Below are 14,850 nucleotides of genomic sequence, written 5' to 3'. Positions count from 1 at the left end.
GGGACCGGTGGAGGACGGTATGGTCCATGACGGTCGTTGTCGACCACAATTGGGCTGCCGAGGGGTTGCCGGTGGGCACGTCCTGTCGCTGGAGTGCGTCGTCAGCCCTCCTTTTCAACGGCCATGACACTTCCCGGTGCCTGACCTTCATGGCCGTAGCTGCGCAGTAGTGCGAGGGCTTGATTCAGGGCATGGGTGAGGTGCTGGTGAGATCCGGTGGCTTTGTCCATCACGGCGCCACCTTGCAGCGCTGCGACGAAGGCGGATGCCAGCTCTGTCACAGGGGTATCCGGGCGTAGCAGACCGTCCCGCCGCATGGAGTCGAGTTGCCGGCCGAGTTGCTCGATCCAGCCTTCGTACATTCGGCCGACCAGTTCGCGGGTGAATTGGTCGGTATCGAGGGCCCTGCCCGCGAGGGCGGCGATCTCGCACGCGTCGTTGATCGTCTGCTGGTCGTGCACGCGAAGGATTTGCTCGATCCACGCCTCCCAGCCCTGCCATGACGTGAGTGCGACTGTGGGGGCGTCGGTTTCGGCGATCCGTGCCAGGTGGCGTTCAGCGGCTGCGCGTCGCAGTTCGTCCTTGCCTGCGGGGAAGTAGTGGAACAGTTGACCTTTGCTTGTGCTGGTCAGGCGCATCACGTCGTCGAGGTTGACGTCGTTGCCTCGTACGAGCAGGTCGGTGGCGGCCTCGAGGATGCGCGCTTTGGTCGCTTCCCCTTTTTTGCGTGTGGTCACCCTCGCACTCTAAGTTTCTGGACTTGAAAGTCCAAAAACTTGGTGTCAGCCTGATGGACGTGATAGTCCAAAAAGCAACTGTGCGTATGCGTTTCGCAGGCGCGCTGCTACTACTGGCCGGGGTGCAGTACGTCGTGCTGGAGTACGTCGCGGCCGCCGCGTGGCCTCACCCCGGCTACAGCTACGTCGTGAACTTCATCAGCGACTTGGGCAACCCGGTCGCCGACGACGTCTACGCCGGCCGGCTGATCGACTCGCCTCACCACGTAGCGATGAACATCGCCTTCGTCGCCCAGGGCGCGTTGTTCCTCATCGCCGGCGTGCTGCTGCTGACCTCAATGATCCGAGGGCGACTCGACCGGCTACTGCTCGGTCTGGTGATCGCCCATAGCGTGGGGGTGATCCTGGTCGGGTTCTTCCATGAATCCTCGGCCAACGAGCACAACGGCGTTCTGCTGGTTCACGGTATCGGGGCGGCCGCCACCATACTGGCCGGCAACATCGTCGCGATCGTCGTGGGTGTGCAGGGCGCGAAATTCGGTGTCGCGCAAGGACTGCGCTGGACCTTCGGCGCAGTCGGGATTCTCGGGCTGGCCTCGTTCGTCCTGTTGCAGGCCGATCGGCCGCTCTATGACTCGGCCGGCGGGGTGCCCGAGCGAGGCGCGGTCTACTCCATCCTGCTGTTCGAGATCGTGCTCGGGACAGCGCTTCTCGTCCGCGGCACCTGCCACGCTCCCGTCTCCTCTGTGCAATCCGTTCGAGAAAGGCTCACATCATGACCCTCACCACTGTTCAGCCCCTGACCGGCCGTCGCGCGCTGGTGACCGGCTCGACGTCGGGGATCGGGCGCGCGATCGCGATCGCCCTGGCCCGCGAAGGCGCGAACGTCGTGGTGTCCGGCCGCGGCAAGGACGCCGGCGGCGCTGTCGTCGAGACCATCCGCGCCGCCGGCGGCGCGGCACACTTCGTGCGCGCGGACCTGGCCGAATCGGGCCGCGCCGCAACAGAACTCGCGCAGGCCGCCACCGACGCCCTCGGTGGCCCGGTCGATCTGCTGGTCAACAATGCCGCGCTGCTCATCCCCGCCCAATCACTGCGCGAGGTCGACGAACGCCTCGCCGATCTGGCCCTGGCCGTGAACGTGAAGGCGCCGGCTCTGCTGACCGCCGCGGTCGTGCCCGCCATGATCGAGGCCGGCGCGGGCGTGATCGTGAACACCGGCTCACTCAGCGGCCTGGCCGGAAACGCCGTCTCCGCGTTCTACGGCGCAACCAAGGCGGCACTGCATTCGCTCACCACCTCCTGGGCAGCAGAACTCGCACCCAAAGGCATCCGCGTCAATGCCGTGGCCCCGGGCCCGACCATGACCCAGGAGAACGCCGCCTACCACGAGACCCTGCGCAGCCTGGCAGCCATCACCCCCGACCGCAGGCCCGGCACCGCCGCGGAGGTCGCCGCCGCTGTCGTGTTCCTGGCCGGCGACGACGCGGCCCACATCCACGGCGTGATCCTGCCCATCGACGGCGGACACCAGGCCGTCCGCTGAAACACCGAATCCCGGGGCCCGAGTCTGCACGGCGGTCGGCTCCGAGTCGCCGGCGATCGGCTCGTTCGCACCTGAGCAGGCCGGCGGGTATCTGTCGCTTGTTCCCGCACCGAGAATCACGAATATTGCGATACCCCTCACCATTCGCGTTCCGAATCCATCTTCCACTCGAAATCCGAACAGGCGCACGGACGTAACGTTCACTGTGTTCGTGACCGAATTCGCAACGGCAGGAACGGGTCTGGGGCCGGACCATCGATCGCATCGGACATGAAGACACGCGCCAGACCCCGCGCCCCCCTCGACCTCATCCGTACACAGAACGAAAGTTTCGTAGCCATGAAATACCGTGCTCGTTTGGCCGGCTCGGCCACTGCGGTGACCGCGATTGTCAGCATCTCGAGCGTCGTGCTCACGTCGTGCTCCACTGAGACGACCTCCCACGACAATGCCGCACCGTCCTCGTCCTCGATCGCCACTCCGAATCCGGCGCTCGCCCAATGGCATGGCGACAAGCCGACGATCGTGCTGGTGCACGGGGCATGGGCGGATGCGGCCGGGTGGACGCCGGTGATCGCCGACCTGCAGAAGGCGGGCTTCCCGGTCAAGGCTCCGCCGAACCCGTTGCGCGGGCTCGACTCCGACGCCGCCTACCTCTCGACTGTGCTGCACCAGATCAACGGCCCGATCATCTTGGTAGGTCACTCCTACGGTGGCGCGGTGATCACCAACGCGGCGGCGGGAGATCCGCAGATCAAGGCCCTGGTATACATCGCTGCGTTCGCGCCCGACCAAGGGGATTCGCTCGCGAGTCTCAACTCGAGTACGCAAGGCAAGGAGATCCCCGCGGTGCCGGCGACTCCCTCGTCGTACCCGCAGGACGGTGGCGGCATGGGCACGGAACTGACCATCGACCCGTCCAAATACCCGGATGTGTTCCTGGACAACGAGTTACCACCGGCTCAGCAGCAGGCGCTGGCGGTCGAGCAGCGGCCGTTGAGCCTGGCCGCGGCAACCGGAGTGTCCGGTGTGCCGGCGTGGAAGACGCTCCCATCCTGGTACCTGGTCGCCGATCAGGACCACGCGATCTCGCCGAGCCTGGAGCGGTATATGGCGACGCGGGCGGGGGCACACACCGTCGACGTGGACGGTCCGCACCTGATCATGCAGACCAACCCCGACGCGGTCGTGAACCTGATCGAGCAAGCCGCCGTCTCGACCTGCCAATAACGCCGATGAGTTCCCAAAGCGACTGTTTACCAATGGAATTCATCGTGACTACCAGTTTGTCAGCACAATAATGAACAGATCCGAAGGCGGAGGAATTGCCATGTCCGATCCGACAAAACCGACCGTAGTGCTGGTGCACGGGGCGTTCGCGGACGCATCGGGGTTCACCGGTGTGATCGAAGAACTCTCAGCGTCGGGTTTGGCCGTGCTCGCACCCCCGAATCCGTTGCGAGGGCTGGGACATGACGCCGATGTCGTGCGCTCGGTGGTGAACGCGATCGACGGCCCCGTGGTGCTGGTAGGCCACTCCTACGGCGGTGCGGTGATCACACAGGCCTCGGCCGGGCCGGAGAACATCACGGCGCTGGTGTACCTGGCAGCGTTCAGCCTCGAGATCGGCGAAAGCTGTGCCGAGGTGCAACAACCGTTCGCACCGTCGCTGCTGGCCGAGACGGTGCGACCGACACCCTACGACGCATCCGGCGCCGCAGGCGGCCCGGACCTCTACATCGATGCGGATCGATTCCGCGAGACATTCTGCGCAGACGTCCCTGTCCAGGTGGCACAGGTCATGCGCGCCGCCCAACGGCCGCTTGCGGCAGCCGCGTTCACCGAGCCGGCCACCCGCGCCGGCTGGAAACAGATCCCATCGTGGTACCAGGTGGCCCGCCACGACAACGCCATCAACCCCGAAGCACAGCGATTCATGGCCAAACGCATGAGTGCGACCATCGAGGAAATCGACGGCTCCCACACCGCATTCATCAGCCGGCCCGTCCGTGCCGCCGAACTCATCAAAGCCGCAGTCGCGCTGAAGTTCTCGGCATAGCTCCGAAGATGGCCTGGAGAAGCGGCCACAGGCTGACCGCTTCTCCTGCGACTGTGGTCCCGTGCCACGTGGGGCGACCCGCACGTCGCCAGATCATCGAAGGAAACAGCGTATGCAGACCCGTCCCCTCGGCCGCACCGGAATCCAGGTCAGCCCCTACTGTTTGGGCACCATGATGTTCGGCCGGGCCGGAAACCCCGACCATGACGATTGCGTCCGGATCATCCACCGCGCACTCGACTCGGGCATCAACTTCATCGACAGCGCCGATGTGTACGGCCCCCACGGCATGTCCGAAGAGATCGTGGGCGCGGCGCTGAAAAGCCGACGCGACGACATCGTGCTGGCCACCAAGGTCAACGGCTCGATGGGGGACGACCCGAACCGGCGCGGCAGCTCACGGCGCTGGATCGTCACAGCGGTCGAGCACTCGCTGCGGCGCCTGCAGACCGACCGCATCGACCTCTACCAGATCCACCACCCCGACCCCCGGACCGACATCGAGGAGACGCTCTCCGCCCTGAACGATCTCGTGCGAGCCGGCAAGGTGCGCGCCATCGGCACCTCCAACCTCCCGGCCTCGGAGATCGTCGAGGCGCAGTGGGTGGCCGAGCGGCGCGGACTGCAGCGCTTCCGCACCGAACAGCCCACCTATTCCATCCTCAACCGCGCCATCGAGCGCGAGATCCTGCCCATCTGCCAGCGCTACGGCATGGGTGTGCTGGTGTGGAGCCCGCTGGCGATGGGCCTGCTCACCGGCCGCTACCGCAAGGGCCGGCCTCCGGCGCGGAACGCGCGGATGAACTGGGTGCCCCGGCACCTGACCGACGAGCGCAAACTCGACACCGTCGAGCAGCTCCTCCCTCTGGCCAAGGAGGCCGACCTGTCGCTGACCCACCTCGCGATGGCCTTCACCATCGCGCACCCCGGTGTCACCTCGGCCATCATCGGCCCCCGCACCATGGAACATCTGGACGATCTCCTGGCCGGCGCCGTGGTCACCCTGGATGACGAGGTCCTCGACCGGATCGACCGGATCGTGCCACCCGGCACGGACATCAGCCCACTCGATGTGTCCTATGTGCCACCGGCCATCGAACACGCGGCGCTACGCCGTCGATCGGCCGACGAACGCGCCGCGGTCTGACCGGTGACCGTGCTGGATACCGGGCACTCGACCGCGCGACGCTGGCTCGGGACGAGTGCTCGGGTCTGCCGTCCGGGGCGGCTCAGTGGTGGACGGCCACCGTACGGTCGGCGATGCCCAGCCATTGACCGAGGGCAGCGTCCAGGGCGTTGCGGGCGAGGGTCGCACCGGCGGGGTTGACCCAAGCCACATGGCCATCGGGTCTGACGAATACCGCGTCACAGGCGGGGACGTCACCGAAGACGGGCAGGTCCCAGCTGTTTGTGGAGGCCGCGGGATCGAGCCGGGCCTCGATGTAGTCCACGCGGTCCGTCCACGGGGCGGGGGTGCCGGTCAATTCGTCGGCGCCGAGGTTGATCAGCAGCGGACGTGCATGGCGCAGCAGGCCGAACACCGAAGTGGTGCCCTGGTCGGTGGTCAGGGTCAGGTCGGGCATGCGGCGGCCGAGCAGGGGATGGGTGTCGCCGAGCGGGTAGCGCAGATTCAGTCCGCTGAGAATCCCGCTGAGCCGCAGGCAGGTTTCGGGCTCTGCGAGCATGTCCGCTACGACGCTGCGAAGTGCATCCGTCTGAGCGCCGGGCTTGATCAACGCCGTCTGTGCCTTGGTCAGTTGCAGCACGGTGGCTGCGATCGGGTGTCGCTCCTGGTGATAGGTGTCGAGCAGCGAGTCGGGCGCGGCGCCGTTCAGTACGGCGGCCAGTTTCCAGCCGAGGTTCACTGCGTCCTGGATGCCGAGGTTCAAGCCCTGCCCACCGATCGGTGAATGGGTGTGCCCGGCATCGCCCGCCAGGAAGATCCGGCCCTGGCGATAGTCGGTGATCTGACGGAACCCGTCGGAGAATCGGGACATCCAGCGTGCCGCGCGCAGGCCGTAATCGGTGCCCAGGCCGTCGCGCATGACCTCGCGTAGTTCGTCCAGGGTGACCGGTGCGGTCCGGTCGGCCGGCGGGGTGGCCCGCATCAGGCTCAGGCGGAACCAGCCCGGTTCGGCGCGCGAGATCTGGTAGGTGCCGATTCGCTCGTTGCGCCCGAAGACTCCGTTGCCATCGGGCGGGCAATCCAGCTGCACATCGCCGACCACCCAATAGGAGACGGGTTCCTCCCCGGGGAACGGGATCTCGCAGATCCGGCGTACCGCGCTGTGGCCACCGTCGCAGCCGACGAGATAGTCGGCACGGATCGCGGCCGGGCCCGCGGGCCCCTCGACGAGCACTCCGACCCCGTCGTCGTCCTGGTGCAGGTCCACTACGGCTGTGGCCCAAAGGAATCGGACGCCGAGTTCGACGGCCCGGGCGGCCAGGATCCGCTCGGTCTGGTGTTGGGGCAGGATCAGGGCAGCGGGCCAGCCCGGGTCGAGATCGTGTGGGGCCATGGGGATTCCGGAGAACAGCACCCCCGGCAGGACCTTGCCACGGCTGAGGAATTCGTCGCCCAGCCCACGCTGGGTGAGAATCTCGACGCTGCGGGCGTTGATGCCCGGCGCGCGTGATTCGCCGACGGTCCCGGCCGCACGCCGCTCCACCACGATGACGTCGACGCCGCCGAGCCGCAGTTCGGCGGCCAGCATGAGGCCGGTCGGACCGGCCCCGGCGATGACGACTTGGGCTTCCGATTCCGGAGAGTTAAAGTTCATAGGCTCCTATATAACGCTACATAGGAACCTATGTAAAGGATGATATGGACCCGATCACCGCACCCAGCCTGGCCCAGCTGATCAACCGCGCCTCCCGCGCGCTCGCACGCGACGGCGACAACACCCTCAAGCCCCTCGGCCTGCGCTACGCCCAGGTGCCCGTACTCGCACTGCTGCGCGAGGGCGCCGAACTGACCCAGAAAGACCTGGCCGAGGCCACCGGCATCGAGCAACCCTCGATGGCTCAACTGCTCGCCCGCATGGACCGCGACGGCCTCATCCACCGCACACCCCACCCCCGAGATGCGCGCAGTCAGGCGATCGCACTGACCCCCACAGGCGGCGCACGGGTCACCGACGCCCACGACCGGCTCGCCGCCCTCGACAGCCGGGCAGTCGCCGGATTTACCGCCGACGAGATCGGAATCCTGCGAGACCTGCTGACTCGGGTCGGCAACAATCTCGACCGGACAAACGGCACCCTCACAGACGAACCGGCTGCTCCGCGTTCCAATGACTGACCTTCTCCCGCTGCCCGCGCCCGCGTGGTACCACGGGCGTCGAGCGTGGGGGGGTTGGCAGTGGAGAAATCGATTCGAATACGGTGTCCTGCTTTGAAACCCATGCTGTCGGCCCGGGCTGGTGGCAGCTCCTAGGGCCGGAGCGCTTTGATGGTTCGTGTGCGCCATTGATCGATGCGCCGAGGGAAGTCTTCGGCCGGGTCCACGGTCCAGAGGAACGCGGAGCCGACGCCTTCGACGACGATCGCGTGGGCGGTGGCCTCGGCGTCGAGGTCGCCGCTGATGCTGCCGTCGCGCTGTCCCGCGCTCAGGGCTTCGAGGATGTCGCCGCGGAGCCGGCCGATCCAACCGGCGGCACGGACGGCCATGCCGGATCCCTTGCCTGCTGCCTGGAATTCGACGGCGAACAACATTCGAAGCAGTGCCGGGTTTTCGTCGATGAGCCGTCCCATAGCGTCGATGCGGGCGAGCACCCGCTCCATGCCCGTCGCCGACCCGGGCAGGGGGACTGTCAGCGGCCCCTCGTACGCGGCCCGGATCACGGCGTCGATGAGCTGCTCTTTCGAGCCGAATCGCGCGCGCACCATGGACCGGCTGTAGCCGGCGCGGCGCCCGATCTCGGCGGCGGACGCCGCGTCGTAGCCGCCCTCGGCGATCAGCGCGGCCGCCGCGTGCAGCAGTCGCTGAGTCGATTCGTCGACGCGTTCCTGCTGCGTACGGCGGGGTTGGGGCATGGTGTGCATCCTACGGCAAGTTATTTTCCATCGACAACTAAGTGTGTATGGTGGTCGGCGAAGGTAGCGACGCGCTCGGCAGACCCCGCAGCGCGCAGAGCAGCCTTCGCGCGACGCGATGCCGCCCGATGCGCGACGTCGACTTCAACGAGGAGATGGCCCATGAGTGCCTCGGTAATCCAGTTCTTTTACGACGCAATGAAATCGCAGGACCCAGCCGCAATAGCCACGTCACTCGCCGACGACGTCGTCATCACCGAGCCCTCGGCACTGCCGTACGGCGGGACGACCACGAGCCGCGACGAGTTCTTCCAGAAGGTTCCCGGCTGGCTGGATCAGTTCTCGACGTGGCAGTTCATCGAGGGAGAGATCTTCGGGGACGGCGATCGGCTCGCCGGCCTCTGGAGCGCGGTCTTCACCGCGCGCGCCAGCGGTGAGACCTTCCGCTATCAGCAATTCGAGCGCTACGAGGTGAAGGGCCGCGCGATCAGCAAGGTCGACGTCTACCAGTCCGACACACAAGGGCTGATCGACTTCTTCGCGAAGAACGGCCCGGCCTGAATGTCGGTGTAATCGCTGCCCAGGACGCGCTTCTGATCGGCGAGGCTGCGCGAGTGCCTGGGCGCCCGTACGGCGCGAAACCGTCTGCAGCGCAGTGCGATCGAAACACGCCCATGCCGCGTCGGCGGCAGGGGTTCCGCCATTGAGGTTCCACCGGATTTCCGACTGTCCGGAAATCCGGTGGAACCTCGGACAAGCCCCGAGACCCAGTCAACTGATCTGGGTTCGCCGACATCAGCTGCCGCTTGGCGACCTGCCGCGAGGTTCGGGGGTGTTGCTGGACAGGCCGCTTATTCGCTCAGCGCGGCATCCAGTTCGGCTAGAATCCGAGCCTTCGGCCGAGCTCCGACGATCGTGTGGATCGGCAGACCGTCGCGAAACAGCAGCATGGTCGGCATCGACATGATGTGGTAATCCCTTGTGACACTTGGATTTGCATCGGTGTCGATCTTGCAGATGATCAAGGTACCGGTGCGCTCACGAGCAATGTCGGCCAATACCGGCGCGACCATGCGGCAGGGCGGACACCAGTCGGCCGTGAAATCCACCAGCACGGGCCCGACGGCTTCGAGCACTTCTCGTTGGAAGGTTTCCTCGGTGACGACGACTATGCCGGAATAGGTTTCTTTCGAGATGGTCATCAGCATCCTTCGATTAGCTTGTGCGCCAGATTGTCTCGCGCCTCGGAACCACGCCGCCGCGTGCTCGGCAAGCCCTGCGATTGGTAGAACTTCACAGCGCCGGTTGTCGTCCGGGCCAGCTCGCCATGGTCATAACTCTGACCGTAAACATTGACCTCGGCGTCAAGGCAAGACCGCCCGTTCCACCGAACCGGGCTGCGGCCGTGCGGTGCCCGCGCTGCGCTCGCTACCGGCAACCGGCTCGGAATCGGCGTCGAGCGCCTCGAGCACGGCGTCGCCGTTCGCCCGCGCCCACTCGGTCAGTACGTGGATCGGATCGATCAATGTTGCTCCGAGCGGAGTGAGCTCGTACTCGACGCGAGGCGGCACCTCGGCGTAGGCGTGGCGGCGGATGAGTCCGTGCGCCTCGAGCCGTCGCAGCGTCTGGGTGAGCATTTTGCGGGAGATGCCGCCGATCAGTGCGATCAGTTCACCATGGCGCACCGGGCCTTTGCTGAGGCCGTACAGCACGACCACCGTCCACTTGTCGGCGATCAGCTCGACCGCCAGACGCGCCGGACAGTCGGCGAGAAAGGGATCACCGGGTCCGAAACCGCTCATGGCGCCAAGGTACCTGGAGGTTCCTATCGGAAACCTAGCGTGGGAGTCATGCGAGTCATCACCCAGCAGACGTTCGGCGGTCCCGAAGTGCTCACCATCGTGAATGCGCCCGAGCCCCAGCCCCTTCCGACCGAGGTCCTCGTCCGTGTCAAGGCGATCGGGCTGAATCCGCTCGAGGCGCTACTGCGCGCCGGCGAGTTCCCGCTGATCGGCAAGCCGCCGTTCATCCTCGGCTGGGACATCAGCGGCGTCGTCGAAAAGTCGCCCCAGACATGGCGATTCAGACCCGGCGACGAGGTGTTCGGAATGCCGCTGTTTCCCCGGGCGGCCAATGCGTATGCCGAGGTCGTGTCGGCGCCGGCATTGCATCTGGCACACAAGCCGGCGTCGCTCTCACACATCGAGGCGTCGGCGCTGCCGGTCGTCGGGCTGACTGCCTGGCAGGGCCTCGTCGACCTCGGCGCCGTGAGCGCGGGTGACCGCGTCCTGGTCCACGGCGGCGGTGGCGGGGTCGGCCACGTCGCGATCCAGATCGCGAAAGCGCTCGGCGCGTACGTGATCGCGACCGCCGGCAGGAGCAAACGGGAGTTCGTCGAAAGGTTGGGCGCCGACGAGGTGATCGACTACACGACGGTCGACTTCGCCGAGTCGGTCCGTGACATCGACGTCGTGCTCGACACGCGAGGCGGCGAGACCGCAGAGCGGTCGCTCGGAGTGCTCCGCCCAGGAGGTCACCTGGTGACCGCAGTCGCCGAGGAGGATTCGAAGCTCGCTACCAAGCTCGAGGCGGCCGGTATGCGCTTCAGCGGCATCGCGGTCGACCCGGATCCGGTCGCCCTGCGCGGTCTGATCGAACTCGTCGAACAGGGCAAACTGCGGGTCCACGTGCAGGAGACGTTCCCGTTCGAACGCGTCGCCGACGCGCACCGGGTGCTCGACGGTGGTCACCTCCAGGGCAAGCTCGTCCTCACCGTCTGATCCTCGCGTGGCGCCTCGTGTACTTCGCGTGCGACCAGGCCGGTGACGAGGCGCCGGATCAGCGTGTCCGCGGGAGTGCCGGTTCAGAGGTTCTTGAGCGTCTGGATGACGGGGGCGGTTTCCATCACCTGGATGGCGGGCAGGGCGGCGACTTTGGTGGTGAGGTAGGTGAACAGGGCGGCCGGGTTCGGGCTGAGCACGCTGGCGTAGAGGTTGGTGGACCCGGTGGTCGCGGCGACGAAGGGGACTTCGGGATGAGAGGCCAGGGCTCGCCCGGTGGTGAGTATCCGGTCCGGGGCCACTGACAGCCAGAGCATGGTCTGGCTGATCATGTCGAGGTGGCGGTAGTCCAGGTCGATGTCGAAGTAGAGGGCGCCACGCGCGGTGAGTTCGGCGAGGCGGCGGCGCACGGTGGTGGCGGGGCGGCCGGTGGCTTCGGACAGTGCGGTGAAGTCCATCCGGCCGTCGCGTTCGAGTAACGCAATCAGGTGCCGGTCGTCCTCATCGAGCGCGACGGGTTCCGTGGTCGCGGCGGCCGGTGGTGGCGGTTGGAGCCACGCGATCTGCTCGGGGGAGAGGGCATCGACGATGCCTTGAGGACCGCCGAAGAAGACATGCAGCAAGCAGTTGGCCTTGACGTCGATGACGTGTGGAGTGCGCGGAAGCTTCTCCAGCAGCAATGTTTCGCTGTCGTGGCTGGTGGATGCCCGGACGACGGTGACGATCTCGGTGCCGCCGGAGGTCAGCTTGACCCATGAGGTGTCGGGGCGCCGAGCCAGCGCGGCGCCGACGGTGCGGGCGACGTCGGGGGTGCATCGGACTCGGACGAACCACGAAACCTCACCCACCCGCTCCGGATCGGTACGACCGGTGACCCGGATCTTCTTGGTCGAACGCAGGCGGGTGTACCGGCGGGCGACGGTCTGGTCAGACACCCCCAGGACTTCCGCGATCTTGCTGAACGGCGCCCGGCCATCCAGCTGCAGCGCGTGGATGATCTTCAGTTCCAGATCGTCGAATACCTCGGAAGTCGCCACTTTTCACCTGTATTTGTCGAATGCCGCCGTCTGAGTCGCGTTTTCTGGGCATTATCGTGCCCCGAGCCGAGCATAGATCTCATCCACGGTTTCGACGAATGTCCAAGGGGGACAACGATGACAACACTGGTGATCGGGGCGCGCGGCAGCATCGGGCGCGAGGTACTGAACCGGCTCCTCGCAGCCGGGGAGCCGGTGCGAGCATCGGCTCGCAATCCCGCGGCCGCAGGGCTGCCCGACGGCGTCGCGGTGGTCGCCGCCGACCTGACCGAGCCCGAAACCCTGTCTGCCGCACTGGATGGTGTGACCAGAGTTTTCCTGTACGCGCCCACCGGCGGCGCCGCCGGCTTCATCACGGCCGCCCGCGACGCTGATGTACAGCGCATCGTGCTGATGTCCTCGGGCAGCGTGCTGTTGCCGGACGCGGTAGGCAATACGATCGCCGAGGAGCGTCGACGGGTCGAGCAGGCACTGACCGATTCGGGCTTGCCCTGGACACCGGTCCGGCCCCTCGTCCTGGCGAATAATGCTCTGCACTGGGCCGAGTCGATCCGGACCGAAGGCGTTGTGCGACTTGTCGATCCCGAAGCGATGACGGCGCCGATTCACGAGCGCGATATCGCCGCGGTCGCGGTCGCCGCTCTGACAGATAGCGCCGGCGCCGCGTCCGATGCCATGTTGACCGGTCCCGAGTTGGTCTCACAGCAGCGTCAGGTCGAGTTGATCGCCACGGCGATCGGCGCCGATATTCGGATCGAGAAGCTGTCGAAAGCGCAAGCACGCGAACGGTTCGGCCGGTTCGAGAGGCCGGAGATCGTCGAGGCGATCCTCGATTTCATCAACGCCGCGGCGCATGGCGGATCGCCGATGACCGACACGGTGCAGCGGGTGCTCGCGCGACCTGCCACATCGTTCGCGCAGTGGGCACACGAGCATGCCGCCGATTTCCGTTGATGACGCAATCCATTTCACGACAATGGTTTCGGGAGATTCTCATGACCACGATCAGTACCGGTAAAGTCCTGCTGAGCCTGAGCTCGTTCTGGTCGGCCTACGGCTGCTATCACTTCGACTGGAACGAAACCCACATCTACAACCCGCAGTGGCCACCACACGCCAAGTTCCACAACGCGCAAACCATGAGTACCGGCGCTGTCGTGGGAGCCGCCGGCCTCTATCTACTGTGGGGCCGGCGCGGCGCATGGACGAGGGATCGGCTGCAGCTCACTGCCGCTGCCGCGTCGGTCTACTGGATCACGCAATTGTCGGCGATCTTCTACCCGGGTACAGCCTTGTTCGACCACCCACAGCACCCGTCCGCGTCCGGCGCCGTGACTGCCGCGGCCGGTCCGCCCAAAGTCCTTGGCCCGCAGACCGTTGTCGCATCGGTCGCCCTCGCGATCAACGTGCTGGCCTACGGCCTAGAGATCCGGCGACTTGCGCGAAACCCGGCATAACACCCCCTGCCTGATTCTGCATGTTTGCGGCTCGACTCAGAAAGCTCGCCTCGTTCGATCGCACGTTGTGTCCGGAGTCGATCAGGCGCGGATGGCGCTGCTCGGCGGCGAGCCGGCCCTCGACGTGGCCATTGCGAGCAGTTGCTGGGCGACGACGACGCCGTGCGGCGCTGGTTCGGCGCCGGAATGCTCGACAACGTGGTCGCCGTGCTCGGTCTGGCCGACGTCGATGAGCCGTGGGCGCACGTCCTCACTGCCCGATGACGTCGATTTCGGAGTCGATGTCGAGCGAGTCGACGATCGATCGCACGCTCGCGATGAGGGCCGCGATGGAATCAGTGCGTGCCTCGGTGTGGCTGATCGCGCAGATCCGGACGCTGTCGGAGGCGTCGGCGATCGGACGGAACACGACGGAGGGCACCGGGTTGGTGAACACGATCGACCCGGGGTGGATACCCACGTGGCCGCGGGTGGCCACATGCACGGCGAGCTCGTCGTAGCGCGTTACCTCCTCGATGTGGGTGTGAGAGATGCCGGCCCGGACGGTATCTGCCCGCAATTGGCTGTCGAGGTAAGGGTTTTCGCTACGCGGAGTGATCAGGATCTGACGGGTGCGGAGCTCAGCGAGAGTCACCGTCCGGCGACCGGCGAGTGGGTCCGTCGCCTGCAGCACGGCGACCAGCGGGAATTCACCGAGCACGGTACTGGTGATTCCGGGTTGCTGGGGGACCGACCAGCACAGACCCACGTCCACCGTGCCGTCCGTCACGGCGGCGAGTTGTTCGGGAGTGTGCATGGGGACCGGACGCCACCGGCCTCGAGTCTCGTTGTCGGCAGTGGGGTCGGGCCAGGCGTCGACCAGGCTCGGGAGGATCAGCTGTCCCAGTTCCGGAGTGTGGGCGATGACCAGGTCACGATGGTGCACCGAGCGCAGGCGCGCGGTGCGGTGCGCCTGGTGCAACGCCTCGATGGGTGGGCGGATCGCGGCGGCGAACTCGGCACCGAAGGGCGTCAGTCGCACCCGCCGGCTCGTACGCTCGACGAGCCGGCAACCGAGGCTGCGTTCCAGGCCGGCGACGGCCTCGCTGACACTGGGCGCAGCCAGGCGCAGACGGTCGGCGGCCCGCCGGAAATGCAGCTCGTCGGCCACCGCGAGGAAGCACTCCATCTGACGCAGGTTCACCGCTGTCCTCCCGTCA

At 66.5% G+C, this 14,850-nt stretch carries 18 protein-coding genes; 10 read left to right on the top strand and 8 right to left on the bottom strand.

Going from position 1 to position 14,850, the window contains the following annotated elements:
• Positions 1 to 101 precede the first annotated feature (101 nt).
• A complete protein-coding gene (locus ACIP5Y_RS24400; protein ID WP_400353030.1) occupies positions 102 to 737 on the bottom strand; it encodes a TetR/AcrR family transcriptional regulator in 636 nt (211 codons plus the stop codon).
• Positions 738 to 760: 23 nt separating this feature from the next.
• On the opposite strand from ACIP5Y_RS24400, the gene ACIP5Y_RS24395 reads away from it, so the two are divergent.
• From ACIP5Y_RS24395 to ACIP5Y_RS24375, 5 genes are all read left to right on the top strand, one after another.
• A complete protein-coding gene (locus ACIP5Y_RS24395; RefSeq protein WP_400353028.1) occupies positions 761 to 1,516 on the top strand; it encodes a DUF998 domain-containing protein in 756 nt (251 codons plus the stop codon).
• A complete protein-coding gene (locus tag ACIP5Y_RS24390; protein WP_400353026.1) occupies positions 1,513 to 2,283 on the top strand; it encodes an SDR family NAD(P)-dependent oxidoreductase in 771 nt (256 codons plus the stop codon). The genes ACIP5Y_RS24395 and ACIP5Y_RS24390 overlap by 4 nt, the downstream gene beginning before the upstream one ends.
• 339 nt (positions 2,284 to 2,622) lie before the next feature.
• Complete coding sequence (locus ACIP5Y_RS24385; RefSeq protein ID WP_400353024.1) at positions 2,623 to 3,513, top strand: alpha/beta fold hydrolase; 891 nt, start codon at positions 2,623 to 2,625, stop codon at positions 3,511 to 3,513.
• A 100-nt stretch (positions 3,514 to 3,613) separates the two neighbouring features.
• Entirely contained in the window at positions 3,614 to 4,342 is a 729-nt protein-coding gene (locus tag ACIP5Y_RS24380) for an alpha/beta fold hydrolase (protein ID WP_400353023.1), read from the top strand.
• A 112-nt stretch (positions 4,343 to 4,454) separates the two neighbouring features.
• The gene (locus ACIP5Y_RS24375) at positions 4,455 to 5,489 is read left to right on the top strand and encodes an aldo/keto reductase (RefSeq protein WP_400353021.1); all 1,035 of its coding nucleotides are present in this window, start codon (positions 4,455 to 4,457) and stop codon (positions 5,487 to 5,489) included.
• Between the two features lie 82 nt (positions 5,490 to 5,571).
• Here the strand turns inward: ACIP5Y_RS24375 and ACIP5Y_RS24370 are convergent, their stop codons facing one another.
• A complete protein-coding gene (locus ACIP5Y_RS24370; RefSeq protein ID WP_400353019.1) occupies positions 5,572 to 7,122 on the bottom strand; it encodes an FAD-dependent monooxygenase in 1,551 nt (516 codons plus the stop codon).
• 44 nt (positions 7,123 to 7,166) lie between these two features.
• Here ACIP5Y_RS24370 and ACIP5Y_RS24365 point away from each other — a divergent pair, with 44 nt between their 5' ends.
• Positions 7,167 to 7,643 (top strand): MarR family winged helix-turn-helix transcriptional regulator, encoded by a 477-nt coding sequence (locus tag ACIP5Y_RS24365; protein WP_400353017.1) that lies wholly within the window; start codon positions 7,167 to 7,169, stop codon positions 7,641 to 7,643.
• Positions 7,644 to 7,774: 131 nt separating this feature from the next.
• On the opposite strand, the gene ACIP5Y_RS24360 is transcribed toward ACIP5Y_RS24365, so the two are convergent.
• Entirely contained in the window at positions 7,775 to 8,377 is a 603-nt protein-coding gene (locus ACIP5Y_RS24360; protein ID WP_400353015.1) for a TetR/AcrR family transcriptional regulator, read from the bottom strand.
• A 162-nt stretch (positions 8,378 to 8,539) separates the two neighbouring features.
• Between ACIP5Y_RS24360 and ACIP5Y_RS24355 the strand changes: the two genes are divergently transcribed.
• Positions 8,540 to 8,938, top strand: a complete 399-nt coding sequence (locus tag ACIP5Y_RS24355) for a nuclear transport factor 2 family protein (RefSeq protein ID WP_400353013.1) — start codon at positions 8,540 to 8,542, stop codon at positions 8,936 to 8,938.
• A 290-nt stretch (positions 8,939 to 9,228) separates the two neighbouring features.
• Here ACIP5Y_RS24355 and trxA read toward each other — a convergent pair whose 3' ends face one another.
• Positions 9,229 to 9,579, bottom strand: a complete 351-nt coding sequence (gene trxA, locus ACIP5Y_RS24350; protein WP_400353011.1) for a thioredoxin — start codon at positions 9,577 to 9,579, stop codon at positions 9,229 to 9,231.
• A gap of 162 nt (positions 9,580 to 9,741) precedes the next feature.
• Positions 9,742 to 10,179 (bottom strand): winged helix-turn-helix transcriptional regulator, encoded by a 438-nt coding sequence (locus ACIP5Y_RS24345; RefSeq protein WP_400353009.1) that lies wholly within the window; start codon positions 10,177 to 10,179, stop codon positions 9,742 to 9,744.
• A gap of 48 nt (positions 10,180 to 10,227) precedes the next feature.
• On the opposite strand from ACIP5Y_RS24345, the gene ACIP5Y_RS24340 reads away from it, so the two are divergent.
• Positions 10,228 to 11,157 (top strand): NADP-dependent oxidoreductase, encoded by a 930-nt coding sequence (locus tag ACIP5Y_RS24340; protein WP_400353007.1) that lies wholly within the window; start codon positions 10,228 to 10,230, stop codon positions 11,155 to 11,157.
• Positions 11,158 to 11,240: 83 nt separating this feature from the next.
• On the opposite strand, the gene ACIP5Y_RS24335 is transcribed toward ACIP5Y_RS24340, so the two are convergent.
• A complete protein-coding gene (locus ACIP5Y_RS24335; protein WP_400353006.1) occupies positions 11,241 to 12,194 on the bottom strand; it encodes an Lrp/AsnC family transcriptional regulator in 954 nt (317 codons plus the stop codon).
• Between ACIP5Y_RS24335 and ACIP5Y_RS24330 the strand changes: the two genes are divergently transcribed.
• Both ACIP5Y_RS24330 and ACIP5Y_RS24325 read left to right on the top strand, forming a co-directional pair.
• The gene (locus ACIP5Y_RS24330) at positions 12,147 to 13,148 is read left to right on the top strand and encodes an SDR family oxidoreductase (protein ID WP_400353004.1); all 1,002 of its coding nucleotides are present in this window, start codon (positions 12,147 to 12,149) and stop codon (positions 13,146 to 13,148) included. The genes ACIP5Y_RS24335 and ACIP5Y_RS24330 overlap by 48 nt on opposite strands.
• Positions 13,149 to 13,189: 41 nt before the next feature.
• The gene (locus ACIP5Y_RS24325; RefSeq protein WP_400353002.1) at positions 13,190 to 13,651 is read left to right on the top strand and encodes a DUF6640 family protein; all 462 of its coding nucleotides are present in this window, start codon (positions 13,190 to 13,192) and stop codon (positions 13,649 to 13,651) included.
• A gap of 81 nt (positions 13,652 to 13,732) precedes the next feature.
• Here the strand turns inward: ACIP5Y_RS24325 and ACIP5Y_RS24320 are convergent, their stop codons facing one another.
• On the bottom strand, positions 13,733 to 13,897 hold the full coding sequence (locus ACIP5Y_RS24320; RefSeq protein WP_400353000.1) for a hypothetical protein: 165 nt from the start codon (positions 13,895 to 13,897) through the stop codon (positions 13,733 to 13,735).
• A 4-nt stretch (positions 13,898 to 13,901) separates the two neighbouring features.
• Complete coding sequence (locus ACIP5Y_RS24315; RefSeq protein WP_400352998.1) at positions 13,902 to 14,834, bottom strand: LysR family transcriptional regulator; 933 nt, start codon at positions 14,832 to 14,834, stop codon at positions 13,902 to 13,904.
• Between the last annotated feature and the right edge of the window lie 16 nt (positions 14,835 to 14,850).

The organism is Nocardia sp. NPDC088792, assembly GCF_044750615.1.
Classification (GTDB): domain Bacteria; phylum Actinomycetota; class Actinomycetes; order Mycobacteriales; family Mycobacteriaceae; genus Nocardia.
The sequence above is the reverse complement of the archived record's forward strand: the minus strand, read 5'-3'. Positions and strand labels throughout refer to the sequence as shown.

What these genes read in the sequence shown, in the direction of transcription:
- ACIP5Y_RS24390 (WP_400353026.1), top strand. Translation starts at nt 1,513, where the DNA reads ATGACCCTCACCACTGTTCAGCCCCTGACCGGCCGTCGCGCGCTGGTG.
- ACIP5Y_RS24385 (WP_400353024.1), top strand. Translation starts at nt 2,623, where the DNA reads ATGAAATACCGTGCTCGTTTGGCCGGCTCGGCCACTGCGGTGACCGCG.
- ACIP5Y_RS24380 (WP_400353023.1), top strand. Translation starts at nt 3,614, where the DNA reads ATGTCCGATCCGACAAAACCGACCGTAGTGCTGGTGCACGGGGCGTTC.
- ACIP5Y_RS24375 (WP_400353021.1), top strand. Translation starts at nt 4,455, where the DNA reads ATGCAGACCCGTCCCCTCGGCCGCACCGGAATCCAGGTCAGCCCCTAC.
- ACIP5Y_RS24370 (WP_400353019.1), bottom strand. Translation starts at nt 7,122, where the DNA reads ATGAACTTTAACTCTCCGGAATCGGAAGCCCAAGTCGTCATCGCCGGG.
- ACIP5Y_RS24365 (WP_400353017.1), top strand. Translation starts at nt 7,167, where the DNA reads ATGGACCCGATCACCGCACCCAGCCTGGCCCAGCTGATCAACCGCGCC.
- ACIP5Y_RS24360 (WP_400353015.1), bottom strand. Translation starts at nt 8,377, where the DNA reads ATGCCCCAACCCCGCCGTACGCAGCAGGAACGCGTCGACGAATCGACT.
- ACIP5Y_RS24355 (WP_400353013.1), top strand. Translation starts at nt 8,540, where the DNA reads ATGAGTGCCTCGGTAATCCAGTTCTTTTACGACGCAATGAAATCGCAG.
- trxA (WP_400353011.1), bottom strand. Translation starts at nt 9,579, where the DNA reads ATGACCATCTCGAAAGAAACCTATTCCGGCATAGTCGTCGTCACCGAG.
- ACIP5Y_RS24345 (WP_400353009.1), bottom strand. Translation starts at nt 10,179, where the DNA reads ATGAGCGGTTTCGGACCCGGTGATCCCTTTCTCGCCGACTGTCCGGCG.
- ACIP5Y_RS24340 (WP_400353007.1), top strand. Translation starts at nt 10,228, where the DNA reads ATGCGAGTCATCACCCAGCAGACGTTCGGCGGTCCCGAAGTGCTCACC.
- ACIP5Y_RS24325 (WP_400353002.1), top strand. Translation starts at nt 13,190, where the DNA reads ATGACCACGATCAGTACCGGTAAAGTCCTGCTGAGCCTGAGCTCGTTC.